General features: G+C 58.6%; 23 protein-coding genes. 3 read left to right on the forward strand and 20 right to left on the reverse strand.

Going from position 1 to position 23,680, the window contains the following annotated elements; all coding sequences use genetic code 11:
- Positions 1-9 precede the first annotated feature (9 nt).
- Complete coding sequence (gene mltG / locus SWE17_RS00965) at positions 10-1,026, reverse strand: endolytic transglycosylase MltG (protein ID WP_322991267.1); 1,017 nt, start codon at positions 1,024-1,026, stop codon at positions 10-12.
- 69 nt (positions 1,027-1,095) lie between these two features.
- Between mltG and SWE17_RS00970 the strand changes: the two genes are divergently transcribed.
- Positions 1,096-2,052: a folate-binding protein gene (locus SWE17_RS00970; RefSeq protein WP_322991268.1), complete on the forward strand. Its 957-nt coding sequence runs from the start codon at positions 1,096-1,098 to the stop codon at positions 2,050-2,052.
- Between the two features lie 51 nt (positions 2,053-2,103).
- Here SWE17_RS00970 and SWE17_RS00975 read toward each other — a convergent pair whose 3' ends face one another.
- Both SWE17_RS00975 and SWE17_RS00980 read right to left on the reverse strand, forming a co-directional pair.
- On the reverse strand, positions 2,104-2,961 hold the full coding sequence (locus tag SWE17_RS00975; RefSeq protein ID WP_322991269.1) for a YbgC/FadM family acyl-CoA thioesterase: 858 nt from the start codon (positions 2,959-2,961) through the stop codon (positions 2,104-2,106).
- 4 nt (positions 2,962-2,965) lie between these two features.
- Positions 2,966-3,928: an alpha/beta hydrolase gene (locus SWE17_RS00980; RefSeq protein ID WP_322991270.1), complete on the reverse strand. Its 963-nt coding sequence runs from the start codon at positions 3,926-3,928 to the stop codon at positions 2,966-2,968.
- A 166-nt stretch (positions 3,929-4,094) separates the two neighbouring features.
- Here SWE17_RS00980 and SWE17_RS00985 point away from each other — a divergent pair, with 166 nt between their 5' ends.
- The gene (locus tag SWE17_RS00985) at positions 4,095-5,231 is read left to right on the forward strand and encodes an iron-containing alcohol dehydrogenase (protein ID WP_322991271.1); all 1,137 of its coding nucleotides are present in this window, start codon (positions 4,095-4,097) and stop codon (positions 5,229-5,231) included.
- A 55-nt stretch (positions 5,232-5,286) separates the two neighbouring features.
- Here the strand turns inward: SWE17_RS00985 and SWE17_RS00990 are convergent, their stop codons facing one another.
- Genes SWE17_RS00990 through SWE17_RS01010 form a run of 5 tightly spaced genes read right to left on the reverse strand, consistent with a single transcriptional unit; the run spans position 5,287 to position 10,429 of the window.
- Complete coding sequence (locus tag SWE17_RS00990) at positions 5,287-5,676, reverse strand: TfoX/Sxy family protein (RefSeq protein ID WP_322991272.1); 390 nt, start codon at positions 5,674-5,676, stop codon at positions 5,287-5,289.
- A gap of 13 nt (positions 5,677-5,689) precedes the next feature.
- Complete coding sequence (locus SWE17_RS00995; RefSeq protein ID WP_322991273.1) at positions 5,690-6,643, reverse strand: rhodanese-related sulfurtransferase; 954 nt, start codon at positions 6,641-6,643, stop codon at positions 5,690-5,692.
- 28 nt (positions 6,644-6,671) lie between these two features.
- On the reverse strand, positions 6,672-6,959 hold the full coding sequence (locus SWE17_RS01000; RefSeq protein ID WP_322991274.1) for a DUF1330 domain-containing protein: 288 nt from the start codon (positions 6,957-6,959) through the stop codon (positions 6,672-6,674).
- 9 nt (positions 6,960-6,968) lie between these two features.
- Positions 6,969-8,054: a phospholipase gene (locus SWE17_RS01005; protein ID WP_322991275.1), complete on the reverse strand. Its 1,086-nt coding sequence runs from the start codon at positions 8,052-8,054 to the stop codon at positions 6,969-6,971.
- Positions 8,055-8,059: 5 nt separating this feature from the next.
- The gene (locus SWE17_RS01010; RefSeq protein ID WP_322991276.1) at positions 8,060-10,429 is read right to left on the reverse strand and encodes a Tex family protein; all 2,370 of its coding nucleotides are present in this window, start codon (positions 10,427-10,429) and stop codon (positions 8,060-8,062) included.
- A 259-nt stretch (positions 10,430-10,688) separates the two neighbouring features.
- Between SWE17_RS01010 and SWE17_RS01015 the strand changes: the two genes are divergently transcribed.
- A complete protein-coding gene (locus SWE17_RS01015) occupies positions 10,689-11,018 on the forward strand; it encodes a hypothetical protein (protein WP_322991277.1) in 330 nt (109 codons plus the stop codon).
- Between the two features lie 5 nt (positions 11,019-11,023).
- On the opposite strand, the gene SWE17_RS01020 is transcribed toward SWE17_RS01015, so the two are convergent.
- The 12 genes from SWE17_RS01020 to SWE17_RS01075 all read right to left on the reverse strand — a co-directional run bounded on the left by SWE17_RS01020 (position 11,024) and on the right by SWE17_RS01075 (position 23,678).
- Complete coding sequence (locus tag SWE17_RS01020; protein WP_322991278.1) at positions 11,024-11,935, reverse strand: SDR family oxidoreductase; 912 nt, start codon at positions 11,933-11,935, stop codon at positions 11,024-11,026.
- Complete coding sequence (locus tag SWE17_RS01025; RefSeq protein WP_322991279.1) at positions 11,932-12,867, reverse strand: glutathione S-transferase family protein; 936 nt, start codon at positions 12,865-12,867, stop codon at positions 11,932-11,934. Before SWE17_RS01025 ends, SWE17_RS01020 begins: the two co-directional genes overlap by 4 nt.
- Before the next feature lie 10 nt (positions 12,868-12,877).
- Positions 12,878-13,894, reverse strand: a complete 1,017-nt coding sequence (locus SWE17_RS01030; protein ID WP_322991280.1) for an NADP-dependent oxidoreductase — start codon at positions 13,892-13,894, stop codon at positions 12,878-12,880.
- 48 nt (positions 13,895-13,942) lie between these two features.
- On the reverse strand, positions 13,943-14,365 hold the full coding sequence (locus SWE17_RS01035; RefSeq protein WP_322991281.1) for a PaaI family thioesterase: 423 nt from the start codon (positions 14,363-14,365) through the stop codon (positions 13,943-13,945).
- 20 nt (positions 14,366-14,385) lie between these two features.
- Positions 14,386-15,177, reverse strand: a complete 792-nt coding sequence (locus SWE17_RS01040; RefSeq protein WP_322991282.1) for an SDR family oxidoreductase — start codon at positions 15,175-15,177, stop codon at positions 14,386-14,388.
- Between the two features lie 42 nt (positions 15,178-15,219).
- A complete protein-coding gene (locus tag SWE17_RS01045) occupies positions 15,220-15,522 on the reverse strand; it encodes a Dabb family protein (RefSeq protein ID WP_322991283.1) in 303 nt (100 codons plus the stop codon).
- A complete protein-coding gene (locus tag SWE17_RS01050; protein ID WP_322991284.1) occupies positions 15,522-17,336 on the reverse strand; it encodes an acyl-CoA dehydrogenase in 1,815 nt (604 codons plus the stop codon). Before SWE17_RS01050 ends, SWE17_RS01045 begins: the two co-directional genes overlap by 1 nt.
- Positions 17,337-17,425: 89 nt before the next feature.
- Positions 17,426-18,601 (reverse strand): acetyl-CoA C-acyltransferase, encoded by a 1,176-nt coding sequence (locus SWE17_RS01055; protein ID WP_322991285.1) that lies wholly within the window; start codon positions 18,599-18,601, stop codon positions 17,426-17,428.
- 59 nt (positions 18,602-18,660) lie between these two features.
- Positions 18,661-20,772, reverse strand: coding sequence for a 3-hydroxyacyl-CoA dehydrogenase NAD-binding domain-containing protein (locus SWE17_RS01060; RefSeq protein WP_322991286.1), 2,112 nt, complete (start codon positions 20,770-20,772; stop codon positions 18,661-18,663).
- Between the two features lie 148 nt (positions 20,773-20,920).
- The gene (locus SWE17_RS01065) at positions 20,921-21,616 is read right to left on the reverse strand and encodes an ABC transporter ATP-binding protein (protein WP_322991287.1); all 696 of its coding nucleotides are present in this window, start codon (positions 21,614-21,616) and stop codon (positions 20,921-20,923) included.
- Positions 21,616-22,389 carry an ABC transporter ATP-binding protein gene (locus SWE17_RS01070; protein WP_322991288.1) on the reverse strand — a complete coding sequence of 258 codons (774 nt, stop codon included), beginning with the start codon at positions 22,387-22,389 and terminating at the stop codon, positions 21,616-21,618. The genes SWE17_RS01065 and SWE17_RS01070 overlap by 1 nt, the downstream gene beginning before the upstream one ends.
- The gene (locus tag SWE17_RS01075) at positions 22,386-23,678 is read right to left on the reverse strand and encodes a branched-chain amino acid ABC transporter permease (protein ID WP_322991289.1); all 1,293 of its coding nucleotides are present in this window, start codon (positions 23,676-23,678) and stop codon (positions 22,386-22,388) included. Before SWE17_RS01075 ends, SWE17_RS01070 begins: the two co-directional genes overlap by 4 nt.
- Between the last annotated feature and the right edge of the window lie 2 nt (positions 23,679-23,680).

Raw genomic sequence — 23,680 nt, forward strand, 5'->3', positions numbered from 1 at the left:
AGCCCTGCATCAATCCTGCACGGTTTTGATGCCGCGCTGGTAACGGTTGACGGCCCGGTTGTGCTCATCGAGCGTGGCGCTGAAATGGCTGCTGCCATCGCCTTTGGCCACAAAGTACAACGCAGACGTCTTGGCCGGTTGCACCGCCGCCAACAAAGCCGCCTTGCCGGGCATGGCAATCGGTGTGGGTGGCAAACCACCACGGGTGTAGGTATTCCAAGGGTTGTCGGTCTGCAAGTGGACGCGGCGTAAGTTGCCATCAAAGGCTTCGCCCAAGCCATAAATCACGGTGGGGTCGGTTTGTAAACGCATACCGATTCGAAGCCGGTTGTTGAACACACCTGAGATCATGGGCCGGTCAGCGCCCTTACCAGTTTCTTTTTCGACAATGCTGGCCAAAATCAAAACCTCTTCAGGCGTTTTGACCGACACGCTGGCTTGACGAGCCTCCCAGGCCTGCTGCACATGTTTGTCCATGGCATTCATGGCCCGCTGCAAAACAGCCAAGTCACTGGCGCCTTTGGCATAGGAATAGGTGTCTGGGTAAAAACGCCCTTCGGGGGCCACACCGGGGCGACCCAACTGGGCCATCAAAGCCTCGTCGCTCAAAACCCGGCTGTCGGGTTTGAGGTTTTCAGCCTTGGCCAAGGCCTGGCGAACCTGTCGCCAGTTCCAGCCTTCCACAATCGACACCGTGCGCAGGCTTTCTTCGCCACGCACCAGCATGTTGAGTAGGTGCTTGGGTGATGTGCCGGGTGAAATTTCGTAGCTTCCAGCCCGCATCTGGCGCGACTGACCCGACAGGCGAAACCAAGCGTAAAGCAAAGTGGGCGAAGTCTGTGCCCCCGAATCGGCCACGGCCTGGGCAATGGCTTTGGGCGAAGTACCGGGCTCAATGGCCAAATCCAGGGCATCGCGGCCAGTGTCCATTGGCTGGGTCACCCACCACAAAGAAGTGCCCCCCAGCAGCAAGGCGGCCACCATCAGGCTTGTCAGTAACTTCATCAAGCCTTTGAGCACGGTCATGTCCTTGTTTCAGTGTCGAAAACGTATTGAGGATGATAATTCACGCCTAGCCAGACGACAGAGCCGCACATGAACACCCTTGAAGAAAACAGCCCACATTTGATCGACGCGCTGAATGGCGTCAGCGCCCTGCCCCACTTGGGCGTGATTCAGGCACAAGGCGAAGACGCAGCGAACTTTTTGCACAACCAATTGAGCAACGACGTGCTGTTGTTGCCCTTGGGGCAGTCACGGTTGGCGGCTTTTTGCTCGGCCAAGGGGCGCATGCAGGCCAGCTTTATCGTCATCAAAACTGCACCCGACACCGTTTTGCTGGTCATGAGTCTGGATTTGCTGGCCCAAACCCTCAAACGTCTTTCCATGTTCGTGCTGCGGGCCAAAGTCAAAATGACCGACGCTACGGGCGAATGGCAGTTGCGCGGTTTGCTGGGTGACAGCGCCAAGGCTTTGGTGGGCGATGCCGCACCATGGCAGACCATGGCCCAAGTCGGGGCGCACACCGTGGCGTTTTATCCCGCCGTGTTGGGCGGGTCCAAAATTCCCCGCGCTTTGTGGCTTGCCCCGCAAGCACAAGCCCTGCCTGCAGGCACCGATGTGCCAGCCGATGTCTGGTCATGGGCCGAAGTCATGAGCGGCGTGACGCTGGTCACCCAGCCTTTGTTCGAGGCCTTCGTGCCGCAAATGATGAATTACGAATCGGTGGGCGGCGTGAACTTCAAAAAGGGCTGCTACCCCGGCCAGGAAGTGGTGGCCCGCAGCCAATTCCGTGGCACCTTGAAGCGCCGTACAGCACTGGTCCACAGCACGGTGGCGCTGGCGACCGGGCAAGACATCTTCACCCCAGCCGACCCCGAGCAACCTTGCGCGACCGTGGTATTGAGTGCAGCACGTCCAGATGGCCAGGGCTTTGCTGCATTGGTCAGCGGCACGCTGGAGAGCCAGCAGACTGGCTGGCTCGCGGGTAATGCAAATGGTTCAGCGCTGGAGCTCCAGCCCCTGCCCTACGCCTTGCTCGAAGACATCTGATTTTTTTGTTTGAGGAGCGATTAAATTGAAAAAGCGGCCTGAGCCGCTTTTTCAAAGTTGGTGCACCATCTCAATGTGCGCTATGCCTGCTTCTTCAAACACGGCCCCGTGGGGCTCGAAGCCTGAGCGCTTGTAAAAACCTTCGGCACTGCATTGGGCGTGCAAGATGACTTGGGTATCGCCCCGGTTTTGGGCGGCATCCATCAAGGCATGCAACACGCGGCGGCCCAGATCGCTACCGCGCATTTGTTTTTTGACGGCCATGCGGCCAATGCGGGCCACACCGGGAGCGTGTTGCAGCAAGCGGCCTGTGGCCAGTGGCATCCCCATGCTGTTCAGTGCCACGGCGTGCAAAGCGCTCTCGTCTTCGTGGTCCAACTCCAACTCGACAGGCACTTTTTGTTCATCCACAAACACCTCGTGGCGCAGCGGACTGGCCAGTTTTTGAAAGTCGTGCCAGGAACCCACATGCACCTGCACCATGTCTTCGCCACGCTCAAAGCCTTCAAGCATGTCGCGCAAGGGCGCGGGGATGGGCTGGCTCTTTTTGGCCACCGGGTCGGCGTACACATAGACCAACTCGCTGGTGATCAGCAGTTCATCACCTCGGAAAATCGCGCCCACAAAGGTCATGGACGAGTTGCCCACGCGTTCGCAGCGCATGCACACGTCCAAAAAATCATCCATTTCGGCGCTGGCGTGGTACTCGACACTGGCCTTTTTGACAAACATATCGCCGCCCAGCTGGTGCATGGTCTCGGCGTAAGGCATGGCCAGATGGCGCCAATAGTCGGTAACGGCCGTGTCGAAGTACATGAGGTAATGGCCGTTGAAGACGATCTTTTGCATGTCAACCTCTACCCAGCGCACGCGCATGCGGTGAGAAAAACGGAAGTCCTGGCGTTTCATGGGTTCAACTTTCAAAAGCGTGTTTCAAGGCCCGACCTGCATCGGCATGGGCCATCAAGGCATCGGGAATGGCGCGTCCCATGGTGATGAAGCCATGAATCACACCCCGGTAAATTTCCAAATCAACGGGCACACCCGCCATGCGCAGCGTGTCGGCGTAGCGCACGCCCTCGTCGACCAGCGGATCGCATTCGGCCAGGCCCATCCAGCATGGGGCCAGGCCGCTGTGATCAGGGGCGTTACCTGGCGCAAAGCGCCAGTCGTCTCGGTCAGCCGCATCGATGTATCCGTCAAAAAACCAAGCGATGGTTTCCTTGTCGAGCATGAAGCCTTGGCCAAAAGTGTGGTGTGAGGCGGTGTCTTGCTTGGAGCCGCAGCCGGGGTAGAACAGCAGCTGCAAAGCGAGTTTCAGGCCCGCATCGCGGGCCATGAGTGCGCACACGGCCGACAAAGTGCCACCAGCGCTGTCACCGCCAATGGCCAGGCGTGAGCTTTCCAGACCCAAGCTTGGGCCGTGCTGGTGCAACCAGTTCAGGGCGTCCCAGGCGTCATGTATGGCCGTGGGGAATCGGTGCTCGGGCGCGAGCCGGTAGTCGAGCGACACCACAGCGCAGTGGCCTTGGCGACTGAGTTGGCGGCACAGCACATCGTGCGTGGTGAGGCTCCCAACCGTGAAACCGCCGCCGTGCAGGTACAGCAACACGGGCAAAGCGGTGTCGCTGCGCGGGGCATAAAGCCGGGCGGGCATGGCGTGGCCATCGCGGGCCGGAACCGTGATGTCTTGCACGCGGTCCACATGGGGCGCGGGCTGCAGGTCCAGGATAGGGCCGCCAATGTCGTAAAACGCACGGGCCTGAACGGCTGTCATGGCATACATGGGCGCACGCCCAGCCCGCTCGACGCGGTCAATCAGCGTGCGGGTGGCCGTGTTCAGCAAAGATCGGGGGTTGGTGTGGTGGCTACTCATGAAAACTGTTGGCTTGTCAAACCGTAAGAGTGAAGGGTGTTGCCAACGTGACGGACTAGGCGTTGGGCCGGATAGACAAAGACGGTTCCTGAATCAAAATGAACGCAAATCGTACAACGCCCCGCCCACGGGGTCTGTCACCTGCACACCCACCGGAGAACTTGGCATGTCTTTCATCAATTACGTCACCCAGATCCAGATCGACTTCGGCGCCATCAGCCTGCTCAAAGCCGAATGCGAGCGCGTGGGCATCACCCGCCCCCTGATCGTGACCGACGCTGGCGTGAAGGCCGTAGGCATTTTGGACAAGGCCCTCGCCGCCCTGCCCGGTTTGCAGGTCAGCGTGTTTGACCAGACACCCTCCAACCCGACCGAAGCTGCTGTGCGTGCCGCTGCTGCTGTTTACCAACAAAACAACTGCGACGGCCTGATTGCCTTGGGCGGTGGCTCGTCCATCGACTGCGCCAAAGGCGTGGCCATTGCCGCCACGCACGAGGGCCCGCTCAAAACCTACGCCACCATCGAAGGCGGCTCGCTCAAGATCACCGACCGGGTGGCCCCGCTGATCGCAGTGCCCACCACGGCGGGCACCGGCTCCGAAGTGGCACGGGGTGCCATCTTGATCGTTGACGACGGCCGCAAACTGGGTTTTCACAGCTGGTTCATCGTGCCCAAAGCCGCGATTTGTGACCCTGAACTGACCCTCGGCCTACCGCCCGTGCTCACGGCCGCCACAGGCATGGACGCGATTGCGCACTGCATGGAAACCTTCATGGCTGCGCCCTTCAACCCGCCCGCCGATGGCATTGCACTCGATGGTCTGGCCCGCGGCTGGGCGCACATCGAACGTGCCACAACCAATGGCAAGGACCGCGATGCCCGTCTGAACATGATGAGCGCCAGCATGCAAGGCGCCATGGCTTTTCAAAAAGGCCTCGGCTGTGTTCACAGCTTGAGTCACAGCCTAGGCGGTGTGAACCCACGCCTGCACCATGGCACGTTGAACGCCATGTTCCTGCCCGCCGTGGTCACCTTCAATGCCGCTGCCGAATCGGTGCAAAAAGAAAACCGCCTGAACCGCATGGCCCAAGCCATGGGCCTGCAAAGCGGCAGCGACATCCCCGAGGCCATCAAAGACATGAACGCCCGCTTGGGCCTGCCCACAGGCTTGGGTGCCATGGGCGTGACAGAAGGCTTGTTTGACGCCGTGATCAACGGGGCGTTGGCCGATCATTGCCATAAAACCAACCCTCGCATCGCTTCGGCAGACGAATACCGCGACATGCTGCTGACCAGCATGTGATTTGGGAAAAGGGCTTGCTTGATAAATGCGCTCATCCCGGTGGGCACATCTCAGCTCATTGAAATCTGCGGGCAGCGCGTGATTGAGAACGGGCTTTGGCTCTCTCTTTCGCCTGCGCTTTGGCCAAATAGGCTCTCGCTGCCGCATCCCACGCTGAGCGAGCCCAACGCACTGCCTCTGTGGGCTCATCAAAAATTGCATCGGGTGCAGTCCAGTAGGACAGCGCGACGTCTTTGCCCTTCATAGGGTATGTGAAAGGCGTGAGGCCTAGGGCTTCAAACTCTGGGCGGTTGAGGTCGTCCACTTTCAGATAAAGCCGGTTGTTCATGACGATGGCAAACATCAGGCCCTCGTGGTACAGGCCCAGCCCGCCAAACATGCGGCGGGCCGACACGGGGGCCCAATCTTCCAACAACTCCTGCACAAAGGGAATGAAGTCGCTCATCGGCGATGAGGGTTCAGGGCGCGTCGTGATGGGGCATCTTGGCCCCCACATGGATCTCGCCCCGGGCCTCGGCCAGCTCGACCTGGCGCTGGCGCTCGGCCAGTTTGACCTTTTGCTCGGGTGTGCGCTGGTCGTGGCAGTGGTCGCAACTCACGCCCAGCACGTAGTTCGGCGACTGCTTGTCCTGCTCGCTCAAAGGCCAGCGGCAGGAGCGGCACAGTTCATGGCTACCCACGCCAAGCCCGTGACCTACGCTCACGCGCTCGTCAAACACAAAGCACTCACCCTCCCAGGTGCTTTGTTCAGGTGGAATCTCTTCCAGGTATTTGAGGATGCCGCCTTCGAGGTGGTAGACCTCGTCAAAGCCTCGCATTTTCATGAGCGCGGTAGATTTCTCACAGCGAATGCCACCCGTGCAGAACATGGCCACCTTGGTCTTTTTGGCGGCATCGCCCTGCAAGTGGGGCTGGGAATCCAGCCAGGCGGGCAGCTGCACAAAGTTCTTGAGGTTCGGATTGATTGCGCCCTTGAAGGTGCCAATGGCCACCTCGTAGTCGTTGCGTGTATCGATCACGACCACGTCGGGGTCGGCCAACAAGGCATTCCAGTCGGCAGGCTTGACGTACTGGCCCACGGTCTTGTTCGGGTCCAGCTCGGGCACGCGCAAAGTGACGATCTCTTTTTTGAGCTTGACCTTCATGCGGGTGAACGGCGGCTTGGGGCTCCACGACTCTTTGTGCACCAAGCTGGCCAGGCGCGGATCGGCCCGCAAAAACGCCAACACAGCGCGGATGCCGTTTTCAGGTCCGGCAATCGTGCCGTTGATGCCTTCGTGCGCCAAGAGCAAGGTGCCCTTGACCTCGTTCGCTTCACAACAGTCTTGCAAAGGGGCTTGAAGCGCCTCGAAATCGGGCAAATCAACGAATTTATAGAGGGCGGCGGTCAGGAAAAGGGTTTCGGTCAACATGCCGTAATTATCCACTTTGTTAGAAGGGTCATGCGGCATAAGTGACCAAAACAACGTCAGCTGCCTCTTGACGCAAAGGAATCAGGGCTTGGTAGGCTGCAGAACCATGCCAGCCCTCGGCATCCTGCAGCGAAGGGAAACGAATCACCACGATGTCGGGGTGCGAGCAAACACCAGAAAAGGCCTTAACCTGCTCCCCCCGAAAAACCAGTTCTCCTCTAAAAGGCAGCAAGGTCGCCAAAACCTGCGATCGGTATTGGCCCCACTTTTCGGGGTTTTTCACAGTCATTTGACCGACGACATAGGCTTGAGACATGAGAAATCCCTAGAGAGGCTGAACGATTGAAGAAGAGGGATTTTGCAACCAGTGGCTGAACTCTTCTGCCAATTGCTGACTGGCCCGTGTCGCCGCGTTCCACACCTTGACGCGCCCCTGCAAATCGCGATCGTAGGTCATGAAATCCTTGCGGTCAGGCAATTTGCCATTTGGCAAGGTTTTGACCCATTCAGGGTTGGGTGCCAACACGATGGTGTTGTCCAAAAACGGCGTCGCGCCGTGCCGCCACTTGAGCGCTTTGTCGAGCCAGCCGGGCACCACGTTTTGCTGGAAATGCGGGTACAGCACGATGGCGCGTTCGGAGCCTTGGGTGGGTGCAGTCCAGTTCAGGTGCAGGTGGTAGTCGGTGATGCCGCCGTCCCAATAGGCGCCAGCGGGTGCGCCGGGGATGTCGTGCACGGCTTTCAGGGCAAATGGGATCGAGCAGCTGGCCTGCAGCGCGGGCATGAAGTTGCCCTCGGTCAGTTCCACAGCGCGGGTGCGAAAATCTTGTGCGTCAAAGGGCAAGGCCGCGCCTTGCGCAGAAAACACCACCCGCTCCAGCCAGCCACCCAGCGCCCGGCGGCTGACGGCATTGCTGAGGTAGGCCCCGGCATAACCTAGCGGCGTGGCCACCGGGTGCTCGCGGTGCAGGATGTGCCGCCCGCGCGAAGTGACGATGTGCAGGCGGTAACGCGGGTGGCGAAGCGCTTGGTCGACGCGTCCGCCATAAAAGGCTTGCAGGCTTTGTCCAAAGGCCTCGCTCACCTGCATGGCCGTGACGCGCTTATTGCCCGGCAGCGGTTCGTAGTGCTGGTGAATGTAGTCGTGCTCTAACCTCTCAAACGCGGCCACCGGGTCATCGAGGCAGGCGGTGGACATGCGCCACGCACCAATCGATGCGCCCACCAGGTCCACAGGCTGCTGACTTTGGGTCAGCCATTCGCCAAAAATGAACCGATCCAAAGGCCCGAGGATCAAACCTTTGGGGCCACCGGCCGCAGCAGGAATGACACCAATGTGCTCGGGCCTCAGACCGTGCTCACGGATGTGGGCGAGCGCCTTGGGGCCAGCGTGGATGTGGAGGGCCTGCATGGGTGTTACTTCTTGAGGCCCTGCAGCTTGGCAAAGGCGCTGGCCATGGCAGAGCCCGAACCTGGAGCAGGGGGCGAGGTGTAACCACCACCTGAACCACCACCACGCGGCCGGTTGTCGCGCCCTGCCCCTTCAAACTTGTTGTCTCTCGGGGCATCGCGCCGGGCAGGCGCAGCGTCCAGCTTCATGGTCAAGCTGATGCGCTTGCGGGCCACATCGACTTCGAGCACCTTCACTTTGACGATGTCACCGGTCTTGACCACTTCGCGGGCGTCGGTTACGAACTTGTTGGCCAACTGGCTCACATGGACCAGGCCATCCTGGTGCACACCCAAATCGACAAAAGCGCCAAACTGGGCGACGTTGCTCACGGTGCCTTCGAGTGTCATGCCCTCTTTCAGGTCTTTGATGTCTTCCACGCCGTCGGCCAGGCGGGCCACTTTGAAGTCGGGGCGCGGGTCGCGGCCGGGTTTTTCCAGCTCACCCAGGATGTCTTTGATGGTGATAGCACCGAACTTGTCGTTGGCAAACAGTTCGGGCTTGAGGGATTTCAAAACGTCCGAGCGGCCCATGATCTCTTGAATCGGCTTGGCGGTTTTGACGATGATTTGCTCGACAACCGGGTAGGTTTCGGGGTGAACGCCGGTCATGTCCAGCGGGTTGTCACCGCCACGGATGCGCAAAAAGCCCGCGCTTTGTTCGAAGGTCTTGGCCCCCAAGCCGGTCACTTTGAGCAAATCCTGGCGGGTTTTGAACACGCCATGGGCATCGCGCCAGCGCACGACCGATTTGGCCACGCTGGCTGACAGGCCCGACACACGGGTGAGCAGCGGCACACTGGCCGTGTTCAGGTCCACGCCCACCGAGTTCACGCAGTCTTCCACCACCGCGTCCAGCGTTTTAGCCAGTTCGCTCTGGTTCACGTCGTGCTGGTACTGACCCACACCAATCGCTTTGGGGTCGATCTTGACCAACTCTGCCAAGGGGTCTTGCAAGCGGCGGGCAATGGATGCCGCGCCGCGCAGGCTCACGTCCACGTCGGGCATTTCTTGGCTGGCGAATTCGCTGGCGGAGTACACCGAAGCACCTGCCTCGCTGACCACGGCTTTTTGAATTTCCACGCCATCACGCAGGCGGGCCAGTTGCTTGATCAGGTCGCCCGCCAGTTTGTCGGTTTCGCGGCTAGCGGTGCCGTTGCCAATGGCGATCAAGTTGACGTTGTGCTTTTCGCAGAGCTTGGCCAGGGTGAAGAGCGAACCTTCCCAGTCCTTGCGGGGCTCGTGTGGGTAGACCGTGGAGGTGTCCACCAGCTTGCCCGTCGCATCCACCACAGCCACTTTCACGCCTGTGCGGATGCCCGGGTCCAGACCCATGACCACACGGGGACCCGCGGGCGCGGCCAGCAGCAGGTCGCGCAGGTTGTCTGAAAAGACCTTGATGGCGACTTTTTCAGCCTCTTCACGCAAGCGGGTGAACAGGTCGCGTTCGGTCGACAGGCTCAGTTTCACGCGCCAGGTCCATGCCACGCATTTGCGGATCAGGTCGTCCGAGGGGCGCGCCGCATGGCTCCAGCCCAGGTGCATGGCGATCTTGCCTTCAGCGATGCTGGGCTTGCCCGGCTCGGGTTCAACAGGAAGAACCAGCTTGGCGTCCAGCATTTCCAATGCGCGACCACGGAATACGGCCAAAGCGCGATGGCTGGGCACGCGGCCAATCGGCTCGTCGTAGTCAAAGTAGTCGCGGAACTTGGCCACGTCGGCGTTGTTCTCGTCCTTGCCGTCGGCCAGTTTGCTTTTGAACAGGCCTTCGTTCCACAGCCATTCGCGCAGGGCTTGCACCAAAGACGCGTCTTCGGCCCAGCGCTCGCTCAGCAAATCACGCACACCGTCCAGCACGGCGGTGGTGGTGGTGAAGTCAGCGCCCTCGATGGCGCCTGCAGGCAGTACAAAGGCTTGGGCTTCGGCGTGGGGGTCGAGTGTCGGGTCTGCAAACAGCTTGTCAGCCAAGGGCTCCAGCCCAGCTTCGCGGGCAATCATGCCCTTGGTACGACGCTTGGGCTTGAAGGGCAAATACAGGTCTTCCAGCTCTTGTTTGGTGGGCGCGGCGACGATGGCGGCCAGCAACTCGGGGGTCATCTTGCCCTGCTCGGTGATGCTTTTGATGACCGCTGCCCTGCGGTCTTCCAACTCGCGCAGATAAGCCAGTCGTGCTTCCAGTTCTCGCAACTGGATGTCGTCCAGCCCGTCCGTGACTTCTTTGCGGTAACGGGCGATGAAGGGGACAGTGGCACCACCGTCGAGCAATTCCACGGCAGTTTTGACCTGGTCGGGGCGGATACGGATTTCTGCGGCCAGTTGGGCCAGGATTTTCTGCATGTCTCAGATTACATCTCTAGAAGGAAAGCGAGCAAGTTTGCCACAGGGTGTTGTCGCCTGGACAGCTTGAACGCACCCATTCGAGCGTTGTAAAACTGCCAATATTGATAACACTCCTGTCGTAACAGTAAAAAATTACATTCGAAGACGTTAAATCTGTAAAATAATCATAAATAAACAGTTTTGACATTAAAAGTAATTTCGTGGGAGCGTGTCAATGGGTTCAATCAATCACCACCGTAAAGCTGCATGGCTTGTGATGACACTTGTGTTTGGCTCGTTGGCCGGTTGCCAAACCCTGCCAGGCAACTTGCCTGCGCATGAATACGAGCCGTTCAAACCCCTGCCGGTTGAAAAACGCCTCATGAACGAAGTGCGCATCCGCTGGGAAGTGCGTGAAGACGTGGCCCAAGTCTGTGCCAAAGCCATCCAGATGGGCAAGGAACAGGCCTACATCACCCCCCCAGTGGCCTGTGCTGTCTGGGATGTTCCCAAGCAAGAATGCATTGTGATCACTGGCCCCAAGCCCACGCATGTGGCCCTGGGCCATGAAGTCCGGCACTGCTTTGAGGGCCGGTTCCACCGCTGATCGATTTAAGTTTTGGCCTCGCGCAAGGCTTTACGCAATCCCTCACCCACTTCGGGTTTGGCTGCAAACGGATCTGGCGGGTTGATGCCCTGAACGATCGCTTCCATTCGGCTTTGTACGTTGCCCAAGGCTTGTGGGTGGCTGTAAATGTAGAACTGATCTTTGGCGACAGCATCAAACACCTTTTGCGCCACATCGGCGGCTGACACTTTGCCACTGCCCACCGCTTTGTCGCTTTGCGCTTGGCCGATCAACTGGCTGGCCGTAGGCTTGTCAGCGGCGAGGTCCGCAGGGCGGTTGCGGTGGCTCTGGCTGATGCCTGTGGGCACAAAGTAAGGGCACAACACACTGGCACTGACTTGGTCGGACACCAAGTGCAGGTCTTGGTAAAGCGTTTCGGTCAGCGACACGACCGCGTGTTTGCTCACGTTGTAAATGCCCATATTGGGGGGCGTGAGCAAACCGGCCATGCTGGCGGTGTTGACGATGTGGCCTTGGTAAGCCGGATCGGCCTTGGCGGCTTCGAGCATCATGGGGGTGAACAAACGCACGCCGTGCACGACGCCCCAAAGGTTGACGCCCAGCACCCATTCCCAGTCGGCCACCGAGTTTTCCCAAACCAAGCCCCCTGCCCCCACGCCTGCGTTGTTAAACACAAAGTGTGGTGCGCCAAAACGGGCTTTGACGTCAGCGGCCAGTTGTTCCATCGCATGAGCATTGGCCACGTCGACCTTGCGGGCCAGCACCTGCGCGCCTTGGGCAGTCATTTCGGCGGCGGCTTTGTCGAGGGCGTCTTGCTGCACATCCACCAATACCAAGTTCATGCCCAGTTTGGCGCCAATGCGAGCGCATTCCAACCCGAAGCCGGAGCCTGCGCCAGTCAATACGGCCGTTTTGCCTTTGAAGTTGTCGATCATGGGGAAACCTTTTTGAGTGTGAACCCGACACGCGGGAAATGGACATGGACGGTGCCCGCACGTTCGTCTGTGCGGCGCAGCGTATAGCGGGTGCGGGTCGCGGCCACCAACTCACCCTGTGTCGGCTCAAGGCCGAAGTTATCGGCGGCAATCACCACCTGACTGCCCAGTGCGATGCCGTGCTCGTCTTGGAAAACTTCGCCTTGCACAGGGGCAGGCGATGAGCCGCGGGCCACTTGCAAGGCTTCTTCGCCACTGCATTTGCCGGGAGCACCGTGACCGATGGCCTTGATGCGCGCCATCCAGGTTTTGACTTCGGGTGTGGCGTCCAGAATGCCCGCCAAAGCAGGCGTTCGCTCCTGAGTGAACCAGAGCGGGTGATAAGCCGCGAAGTCGGCCACGCAGGGCTGCGCGCCCAACACAAAGTCTTGACCGTGCAGCATGTTGGCGATGCGCCGCAGGTAACTTTTGTAGGTGGCGGCAGCGTCTGTGGGCGACATGCGCGCCGCGCCACTGCGCATGGCGGTGCGATCAGCCACAAAGGCTTGCACGCCTTCAGCGGGAGCGCCAGCAAAGACTTGCGCCACGCCCGCAGGCTGAAAGTTGTAGGCCATGGCTGCGGTGAACAAAGCACTGTCAGCCCATTGCGTCACGATGCGGGCAGCGCCTTTGACAGCGTCCGGAAAGATCGTGGGCTTGGGGGCCAGTTGCTCCAGCACATCGCAGATCAGTGCGGTGTCGCAGTAAATGTCCGCGCCGATCTGCAGCACCGGGGTTTTGCGGTAGCCACCCGTGAGCGCCGTCAAATCCGGCTTGGGCATGATCATCGGGATGAACACGCTCTTCCAAGGCAGCTGCTTGTAGCCCAAAATCAGCCGAACTTTTTCAGCAAACGGAGAGGTCGGGTAGTGGTGCAGGATCAGGTCGGACATGCGCTTGGCCTCAGATCAGCTTGACCAATTGTTTGCCGAAGTTCTTACCTTTAAGCAAACCCAGGAAAGCCTCAGGCGCAGCGGCCAAACCTTGCGCCACGGATTCGCGGGGGCGCAGTTTGCCGGTGCCCACCAAGGTGCCGAGTTCTTGCAGGGCTTCTGGCCAGACTTCCATGTGCTCGCTGACGATGAAGCCTTCGATCTTCATGCGGTTGACCAAAATCAGCGCCGGGTTGGCCATGGGCAGCGGTGCGCCATCGTAGCCCGCGATCATGCCGCACACCGCAATGCGGGCGAACGCGTTGGTGCGCAGCATCACAGCGTCCAAAACCATGCCCCCCACATTTTCGAAGTGGCCGTCGATGCCATTGGGGCAAGCTTCGCGCAGTGCTTTGGACAGGCTCAGGTAATCCTTGTGTTCCTTGTAGTCGATGCAGGCATCAAAGCCCAGCTCGTTGACAACGTAGTCGCATTTGTCTTTGCCGCCCGCAATGCCGACCACGCGGCAGCCACGGGCCTTGGCCAGTGCGCCATAAGCACTGCCCACTGCGCCGCTGGCCGCGCTCACGGTGACGGTCTCACCTGCTTTGGGGTTGATGATTTTGACCAGGCCATACCAAGCGGTCACGCCGGGCATGCCCACGGCGCCCAAGTAGTGGGACAAGGGCACATGGGTGGTGTCAACCTTGCGCAGTGCGCCCAACACATTGGCATCGACCACGCTGTACTCTTGCCAGCCGCCCATGCCGACCACTTGGTCACCGGTTTTGAATTTGGGGTGCTGGCTGTCCACCACTTCACCCACCGTGCCGCCAATCATGACTTGGCCCAAGGGTTGGGGTACGGCGTAGCTTTTGCTCTCGTTCATGCGGCCGCGCATGTAAGGGTCCAAGCTCATGAAGTGGTGCTTGACCAGCACTTGGCCCTCTTGCAAAGCGGGGATGGGCGCCTCGATCAACTTGAAGTTGGCCACAGTGGCTTCGCCTTGGGGGCGGTTGTCGAGCACGATTTGGTGGTTGAGTGTCATGAAAAAATCTCCAGTGGGTGATGTGTGAATGAATTTTGTGAGGCAAGGTCAATCTGTGGATGGGCTTTTTTCTTCACGCCGAGCCACATATTTGAAAGTACCTGTGGCCATGGCGCACAGCTGTCCTTCGTTGTCATAGATTCGACCTTCTGTAAAGGCCATGCTTCGGGTTCGGTGCTGAAGCAGACCACGGCCCACCAGCTTTTCGCCTGGTGGCACCTTGGCAGGACGCATGAAGCTGGTCTTCATCTCGATGGTGACCACGCCCATGTTCTGCTCAACGCTGCGTGCGGCAGTAGCCATGACCACATCCAGGAGGGTCATGACCGCGCCACCATGGGTGACATCAAATGAGTTGTGATGCTCAGCGCGTGGTGCGAAAAACAACTCGGACTCCCCGCCTTCAAATTTTTCAAGCGTGAACCCCAGATGATGAACAAACGGAATGTTGGCGCCAAAAGGAATGCTCATGGACAGCCTGGCTCCGGTGCTCAACCGCCAATGATGGCGCTCACGCCACCATCAACCGCCATCCACTGACCCGTGATGTGCTTGCCCGCGTCAGATGCGAACAAAAGAGCCAATCCTTTGAGGTCTTCGTCATCCCCCAAACGGCGCAAAGGGGCACCTTGAGCCATCTTGTCAGCGCCCAGCTTCTCAAGCAAGCCATAGGTCATCTTGCTGGGGAAAAAGCCGGGGCAAATGGCGTTCACGGTGATGCCATGCTCGCCCCACTCGCCCGCCAGTGCACGGGTGAAGTTGATCACCGCACCTTTGGAGGTGTTGTAGGCGATGGTTTTCATCTCGGAAGGGTTGCCCGCCAAGCCCGCAATAGAGGCCACATTCAGGATACGGCCCTTGCCGCGCGGGATCATGCTCAGCTTGGCGATTTCCTGAGAAAGGATGAAATAGCCACGAACGTTCAGATTCATCACCTTGTCCCACGCTTCGACCGGATGCTCTTCGGCGGGCGCGCCCCATGTCGCGCCAGCGTTGTTGACCAAAATGTCGATGTGCCCCATGCGCTCCATCGTTTCAGCCGCCAAACGACGAATGTCTTCTTCCTTGCCGCAGTCGGCAGCGATCCAACGGGCGTCGATCCCCGCAGCTTGCAGCTCTGCAGCGGCTTGCTCCAGATCAGCGGCTTTGCGCGAACTGAGCATGATCTTGGCACCGGCTTCGCCCAAGGCGTGGGCCATTTGCAAACCCAAGCCGCGTGAGCCGCCTGTGACCAAAGCGACCTGACCCGTCAGATCAAACAGTTGTTGTGTGGTGCGTGCCATGAAAAAATCCTTGATTGCTGAACGTGTTGAATTGGCGTCGAATCAAACCATGAAATCCATGCAGCAGCGCTCTCGCACCACCGCTTTCATGAAAGGCTTGATGGCCACATGTTGAGGGTGATTTTGGTAAGCCGCTAGCACCTGCGCGTCATCCACCAGCATGTGGAGCAGCAAATCATGGGTGCAGTCCATGCCGGGCGTCGCTGCGGCGACTTCGAACGCACGGATACCCGGCACAACTTGTGAACACGACAACAACAAGGCTTTGGCTTTTTCCAAGTTAGCGGCCTTGTCGGCCCCTTCAGCGTGGTCTTTCAAATTCCACATCACGATGTGGCGGATCATCAAAACGCATCCTCAGGCAAATCGGCACAAGTCGCGTCGCGGCTGCTGACCACATTCAGCCAGGCCCCGATCTTGGGTAATTCGTATCGGAAAAAATAGCGGCATGCAGCGCGGCGGCCCTGGGCTGCGGGGCTGTTGTCTTCACCCAGGCTGTTGGCCACATCCAGCCAGATCCAGGCGATCACCGTGTGGCCAAAGGCTTGCAAATACGGCACGGCGTTGGCCAGGGCCTCGGCAGGCTGGGCTCCAGCCCAAGCTTGTTGGGTGGCTTGGCCCACTTGCTTCAAGGCATCGCGCAAAGCGGCCGCTTCGGGTGCCCAATGGGTCTCTGCTTTGGCGGCTGTGGCCTGCATGCGCTCAGCCAAGAGTTGCAGGCCCCTGCCTTTTTCCATCAACACCTTGCGGCCCAACAGGTCCATGGCCTGGATGCCGTGGGTGCCCTCGTGGATCATGTTCAAGCGGTTGTCGCGCCAGTACTGCTCCACCGGGAAATCGCGGGTGTAGCCGTAACCGCCATGGATCTGGATGGCCAAGCTGTTGGCCTCCAAGCACCACTCGCTCGGAAAGCTTTTCACAATGGGCGTGAGCACTTCCAGCAACAGGCGCGCCACATCGGCGTCTTCAGGTGTACCCGTGTGCTGTTCGTCGACAAGACGGGCGCTGTACAAAGCCAGCGCCAGAGCGCCTTCGCTGTAGGCTTTTTGGGCCAGCAGCATGCGCTTGATGTCGGCGTGCTCAATGATGCGCACTTGGGGTTGGCTGGCGTCCTTGCCCCCTGCCCCTGTGGGCCTGCCTTGCGGGCGGTTTTTGGCGTAGTCCAAGCTTGCGTAGTAACCGGCCATGCCCAGCATGGTGGCGGCCATGCCCACGCCGATGCGGGCTTCGTTCATCATGTGGAACATGCAGCGCAGACCTTCGCCGGGCTTGCCGACGAGATAACCCACGGCTCCCGCCTCGCCTCGCACAGGGTACTTGCCCTCGCCAAAATTCAGCAGCGTGTTGGTGGTGCCGCGCCAACCGCATTTGTGGTTCAGTCCCGCCAGCGCCACATCGTTGCGCTCGCCGGTCAGCTGTCCATGGGTGTCCACCATCTTTTTGGGCACGATGAAGAGCGAAATGCCTTTGACGCCCGGCACCAACTGGCCATTGGCATCGGGTATCTTGGCCAAGACCAAATGGATGATGTTCTCGGAGAGTTCATGCTCGCCCGAAGAGATCCACATTTTGTTGCCCTTGAGGCGGTAACGGGCACCCAAAGCGTCGGCCTCAAAGTCTGCGCCATCGGGCGTGGCGCGGGTGGTCACATCGCTGAGCGAGGAGCCTGCTTGCGGCTCAGACAGGCACATGGTGCCCGAAAAGCGCCCCGAAAATTCGTTGGCCGCAAACACCTGCTTTTGCAATTCGGTGCCGTGCACCATGAGCAAATTGGCGTTGCCGCTGGTGAGCATGCCCGAGCCGATGCTGACAGAGGCCATGGCAAAAAAAGCATTGGCAGCCGCTTCTACCGTGTAGGGCAGCTGCATGCCGCCCACTTCGTAGTCTTGCGCGGCGCTGAGCATGCCCGACTCGGCGTAGGCTTTGTAGGCGTCGTGTGTGGCCTGCGGCAAGATGACTTTTTCGCCGTCAAAGTGCGGTTCCTGCGTGTCCACCAGCCGGTTGAACGGAGCGTACTTATCGCGCGCAATGCGCTCGCAGGTGTCGAGCACCGCGTCAAAGGTTTCACGCGAGTGGTCGGCAAAGCGCTCGCGGCTTTGCAGGCTTTCGACTTTCAGCCATTCGTGCAGCAAAAAATCAACGGTGGGACGTAGGCTCATGACACTCATCCAGATTCAGAACATAAAAAAAGGCGGCAGGCACAAGCCAGCCGCCCTTCGCGTTGATCAGTTGTCAACGCGCTTGCGCATCACAGCACTTCAAAAATGCCGCAAGCACCCATGCCGCCGCCAATGCACATGGTCACCGCCACCCGCTTGGCACCACGGCGTTTGCCTTCGATCAGAGCGTGACCTGTCAGGCGCTGGCCCGATACACCATAGGGGTGACCCACAGCAATCGCGCCGCCGTTGACATTCAGGCGGTCCGCGGGGATGCCCAGCTTGTCGCGGCAGTACAGCACCTGTACTGCAAACGCTTCGTTGAGTTCCCACAAGTCGATGTCCTGAACGGTCAGGCCCAATCGCGCCAAAGCTTTGGGCACGGCATACACAGGGCCAATGCCCATTTCGTCAGGCTCGCAACCGGCCACGGCAAAGCCGAGGAAACGGCCCAGAGGCTTCATGCCACGCTGCTCGGCCAATTTTTCATCCATCAACACGCAAGCACCAGCGCCGTCAGAAAACTGGCTGGCATTGCCTGCCGACACCAAACCACCGGGCAGCGCCGAGCGCAGGCCGCTGATGGCTTCGACGGTGGTGCCTTCGCGCAGGCCTTCGTCCACACTCACGGTGACTTGCTTGGTGGTCATGCCCATGACCTTGTCGATCACGCCTTGCGTGACGGTGATGGGTGCGATCTCGTCGTTGAACAAACCTGCCGCTTGCGCGGCGCAAGCCTTTTGCTGGCTGGCCGCACCGTAGGCGTCCATCACGTCGCGGCCGATTTTGTAACGCTTGGCCACTTGCTCAGCAGTTTGCAGCATGTTCCAGTAAATCTCGGGCTTTTGCTTGGCCAAGGCCAAGTCTTGCATCATGTGGGTGTTCATTTCCTGCTGGACGCAAGAAATGCTTTCCACACCACCAGCCACATAAACCTGACCTTCACCCGCAATGATGCGCTGAGCCGCCAAGGCAATGGTTTGCAAGCCAGAAGAGCAAAAACGGTTCACGGTCATGCCCGACACCGAGATCGGCAGACCAGCCTTGAGCGCGATTTGGCGGGCGATGTTGGCACCGGTGGCGCCTTCGGGCGTGGCACAACCCATGATCACGTCTTCGACTTCGGCGGCATCAATGCCAGCGCGTGCCACGGCATGTTGCACCGCGTGTCCGCCCAAGGTCGCGCCGTGGGTCATGTTGAAAGCGCCTTTCCAGCTTTTGGCCAGAGGTGTGCGTGCGGTAGAAACGATGACTACATTCGTCATGATGAAAACCTTTCATGTGGGAAACCGGCCCAATGACCGGCTCTCCGAAAATTAAAAAATCAGTTGAATGTTTTGCCTTCGGCCACCAAACGTGCCAACAAAGGCGCGGGTTGCCAGAATTGGGCGTCGTCGTGGGGGTTCTTGGCAAAGCGCTTCATGGCTTCAGCCACGTTGAACAGGCCCAAGGTGTCCGCATAAATCATGGGGCCACCGCGCCAGAGCGGGAAGCCGTAACCGGTCAGGTACACCATGTCGATGTCGCTGGCCTTGCTGGCAATGCCCTCTTCCAGGATATGAGCGGCCTCGTTGACCAAGGAAAAGACCAAACGCTGGACGATTTCTTCGTCAGAAATTTTGCGGGGTGTGATGCCGATGGCTGCGCGGTGCTTTTCGATCATCTCGACCACCACAGGACTTGGAATCGCATCGCGCTTGCCGGTTTGGTAGTCGTACCAGCCTGCGCCCGTCTTTTGACCGTAACGGCCCATTTCGCACAACAAGTCAGCGGTTTTGCTGTACTTGAGGTTGGGCTTTTCGGTGTAACGGCGCTTGCGAATCGCCCAACCGATGTCGTTGCCTGCCAAGTCACCCATGCGGAAGGGGCCCATGGCAAAACCAAACTTTTCAACGGCTTTGTCCACTTGTGCGGGAGTGCAGCCTTCCTCGATCAGGAAACCAGCTTGGCGGCTGTACTGCTCGATCATGCGGTTGCCGATGAAACCATCGCAAACGCCAGAAACCACGGAGGTCTTCTTGATCTTCTTGCCGATGGCCATCACCGTGGCCAGCACGTCTTTGCCGGTCTGTGCGCCGCGCACGACTTCCAGCAGCTTCATCACGTTGGCGGGGCTGAAAAAGTGCATGCCCACCACGTCTTGAGGACGCTTGGTGAAGCTGGCGATTTTGTTCACATCGAGTGTGGAGGTGTTGGAGGCCAAAATCGCGCCAGGCTTCATCACGCGGTCCAGTTCTTTGAAGACGGCTTCTTTGACACCCATTTCCTCAAACACCGCCTCGATCACCAAGTCGGCCTGACCGATGTCGTCGTAGCTGAGAGTGGTGGTCAACAAAGCCATGCGCTCGTCGTACTTCTCTGGCTTGAGCTTGCCTTTTTTGACTTGGGCTTCGTAGTTCTTGCGGATGGTGGCCACGCCGCGGTCCAGCGCTTCTTGCTTCATCTCCAGCATTTTGACGGGGATGCCTGCGTTCAAGAAGTTCATCGAAATGCCACCGCCCATGGTGCCTGCACCAATCACAGCAATCGACTTGATGTCACGCTTGGGCGTGTCTTCTGGCACGTCCGGGATCTTGCTGGCTGCACGGTCAGCCATGAAGATGTGGCGCAGGGCACGGCTTTCAGGCGTCAACATGAGGTTCATGAAGATGTCACGCTCAAAGACCATGCCATCTTCAAATTTCATCTTGGTGGCTGCTTCGACCGCATCCACGCACTTGGCTGGTGCAGGCAGGTTTTTGGCCATGCCCTTGACCATGTTGCGGGCAAACTGGAAGTAGGCATTGCCTTGAACGTGTTTGCAAGGCAGATTGCGCACCAAGGGCAAGGCGGTGCCATCGGCGTGCGCAGCGGCGACTTTGCGAGCCAAGGCCAGCGCTTCTTCGGGCAAAGTTTCAGCCGATTGCGCCATGGCATCGAACAACTTTTGACCTGGCAACATGGCCAGCATGTCGCTCTTGATGGCTTCACCACTGACGATCATGTTCAGCGCTGCTTCCACACCGATCACGCGCGGCAGACGCTGCGTGCCACCAGCACCAGGAATCAAGCCCAGCTTGACTTCTGGCAAGGCAATCGACGTGCCTGGCGCTGCGATGCGGTAATGGCAACCCAACGCCAACTCCAGACCACCGCCCATGGCGACGGAGTGGATGGCGGCCACAACGGGTTTGGCCGAGTTTTCGCATGCGCGGATGACGCTCAGCAAGTTGGGTTCTTGGATCGCTTTGGGCGAGCCGAATTCACGGATGTCCGCACCGCCTGAGAAGGCTTTGCCACCACCGGTGATGACAATGGCTTTGACAGCCGAATCGTTGTTGGCTTTTTCCAGCCCATCGGTGATCCCGACGCGGGTGGACAGACCCAAGCCGTTGACCGGCGGGTTCGTCATGGTGATGACCGCGACATCGCCGTGGACTTTGTATTCAGCTGTCATGCTGGACTTCCTTTGCGTGAAAAGTTAAAAAAGAACGACCGTTCGTTTTTTGGCATTGTAGACACAAAAAACACTGTCAAAAGAATATTTTTGTCGCCCTTGGGACGGTGAGCAAGACCGGCAAAATCAACAGAGAAACTCGAAAGCCTCAAACTTCGAGCCACTCTTTGCGGATGTAGGTGTTGGCACGCAGTTCGTCGGGGGTGCCCTGGAAAACAATCGACCCATGGCCCATGACCAAAGCCCGATCAGAGATGCTCATGGCGATCGTCAACTTTTGTTCAATCAGCAAGACTGAAACCCCTTTGGATTTCAAACTTTGCAGGTATTGACCGACCAACTCCACAATTTTGGGGGCCAATCCCTCGGTTGGCTCATCGATGATGATCAGGTCAGGATCGCCCATCAGCGTGCGGCAGAGCGTGAGCATTTGCTGCTCACCACCCGACAAAACACCCGCCTCGGTGTGCTCACGCTCTTTGAGACGGGGGAACATGGCAAACATGTCGTCAAAAGACCAGCGGCCATTCTTCCCACTGCGCTTTTGACCCAGTTGCAGGTTTTGGTGCACCGTCAGTTTAGGAAAGATGTCTCTGTTTTCGGGCACATAGCCTAGCCCCAAGTGCGCGATTTCATAAGCCTTTTTGCCTTGGATCGGCTGGCCTTTCCACTCGATGCGCCCTTGGCACTCCACCAAACCCATGATGGCCTTGGCGGTGGTCGATCGGCCAGAGCCATTGCGTCCCAGCAGCGCCACAATCTCGCCCTGCCCAACCTCAAAACCGACACCATGCAAAACATGGCTTTTGCCGTAATAAGCGTGAAGGTTGTCTATCTGCAGCATCAATGGCCTCCTGCTTGGCTGTCTGCAACCGGTGAGCCCAGGTAGGCTTCTTGAACTTTGGCGTTGGCACGCACAGCCTCTGGCGTGTCAAAGGCAATCACCTCGCCGTAGACCACCACCGCGATCTTGTCGGCCAAGCCGAACACCACACCCATGTCGTGCTCCACCGTCAGCAAGGTTTTGCCAACCGTGACTTCTTTGATCAACTGAATGAACCGCGATGTCTCGCTCTTGCTCATGCCCGCTGTGGGTTCATCCAGCAAAATCACATCCGAACCACCAGCAATGGTCACGCCGATTTCCAAAGCACGTTGTTCTGCATAGGTGAGGTTCACCGCCAGCACGTCGCGCTTTTTGTCCAAGCGGATCATTTCCAGTAACTGGTCGGTACGCTCGTTGGCGTCTTTCAAGCCCGATAAAAACTTGAAGAAGGTGTACTTGTAGCCAAGACTCCACAGGACAGCGCAACGGAGATTCTCAAACACACTCAACTTGGGGAAGATGTTGGTGATCTGAAAACTGCGGGAGAGCCCCATGCGGTTGATTTCGTAAGGCGTTTTGTGCTGAATGGCTAGGCCATTCAACAAAATATCGCCACTGGTCGGGCCAAACCGGCCACTGATCAAATTGAACAGCGTCGATTTACCCGCGCCATTGGGTCCAATCACCGCCACCCGTTCACCGGGAGACACCGCAAGATTCACACCTCGGATGATTTCAGTTTTGCCAAAGTTCTTTCGAACGTCTTTCAGCTCAAGTGCGTAGGTACTCATACTGCGGTCTCCCTGCGCTTGATTTCTTTTTCAATGTCGGTTTGAATTTCGCCCCAGTCGCGAGCAAACTGTCGCCGAGCCAATTCAAACAAGCCCAGGCCTGTCAACATGACAAATGCCGAGCCAAACCAGCTGTCCAAACTCTTGGCGTTCAAAGTGGCGCCCATGAATTTAACTGTGTCACCCAAGGCCGTGTTGAGTTGCAGGTGGTAAACCATCTCGATCATGGCCCCTGCGCCCGCCAGCATGACAATGGCCGTCAAACCCAGCCCCAAGTAACTGGTCCAGATCTGACGCAACTTGCCAAATTTGGCCACCCGCAGGTTCATCATGATCAAACTGGCTATGCCACCTGGGGCGTACATGACCATGAACAAGAACACCAAACCGAGGTAAAGCAGCCAAGCTTTGGTCAACTCGGACAACAACACAAAGGCAATGATCATCAAAATCGCGCCAATGATGGGGCCAAAGAAGAATGTGGCGCCGCCCAAGAAGGTGAACAACAAATAAGCGCCCGAACGCCCTGCGCCCACCACTTCTGCGGTCACGATTTCAAAATTCAGGGCGCCCAAGCCTCCTGCGATGCCGGCAAAAAAGCCTGCGATGATGAAGGCCATGTAGCGCACACGCTGCGTGTTGTACCCAATGAACTCCACACGTTCAGGGTTGTCGCGCACCGCATTCAAAATGCGGCCCAGCGGTGTTTGCGTGAATGCAAACATGAGCGCGACGCTGACGAATGTGTAAACGGCAATCAGGTAATACACCTGAATTTGAGGTCCATAGTTGATGCCGAAAAAGGCCTCACCCGCCACCCGGTTGCCGGAAACGCCCGCCTCACCCCCGAAAAACTCGGAAAACATTAGCGACATGGCAAACACCAACTCAGCCACACCCAGTGTGATCATGGCGAACGGGGTGCCCGATTTGCGGGTGGTCACCCAGCCCAGCAAAACGGCAAAGCCCATGCCTGCCACGCCGCCCACAATGGGCAAAAGACTTACAGGAATGTGCAGCTTGCCGCCACTCACCGCATTGAGCGCATGAATCGCCATGTAAGAGCCAAGGCCGGTATAGACCGCATGACCAAAGCTCAGCATGCCGCCTTGGCCCAGCAAAATGTTGTAGGACAGGCAGGCAATGATGGCAATGCCCATCTGAGCCAACATGGTCACTGACAGGTTGCTGGTGAAAACCAGCGGCGCAGCCAACAACACCAAGGCAAACAGGCCCCAAATGACCCAACGGCCCACGTTGTACGGTTTGAATTTGTAAACAGCAGCCATGT

Origin of the sequence: Limnohabitans sp. (genome assembly GCF_034680285.1) — a bacterium.
Lineage (GTDB): Bacteria > Pseudomonadota > Gammaproteobacteria > Burkholderiales > Burkholderiaceae_C > Limnohabitans_A.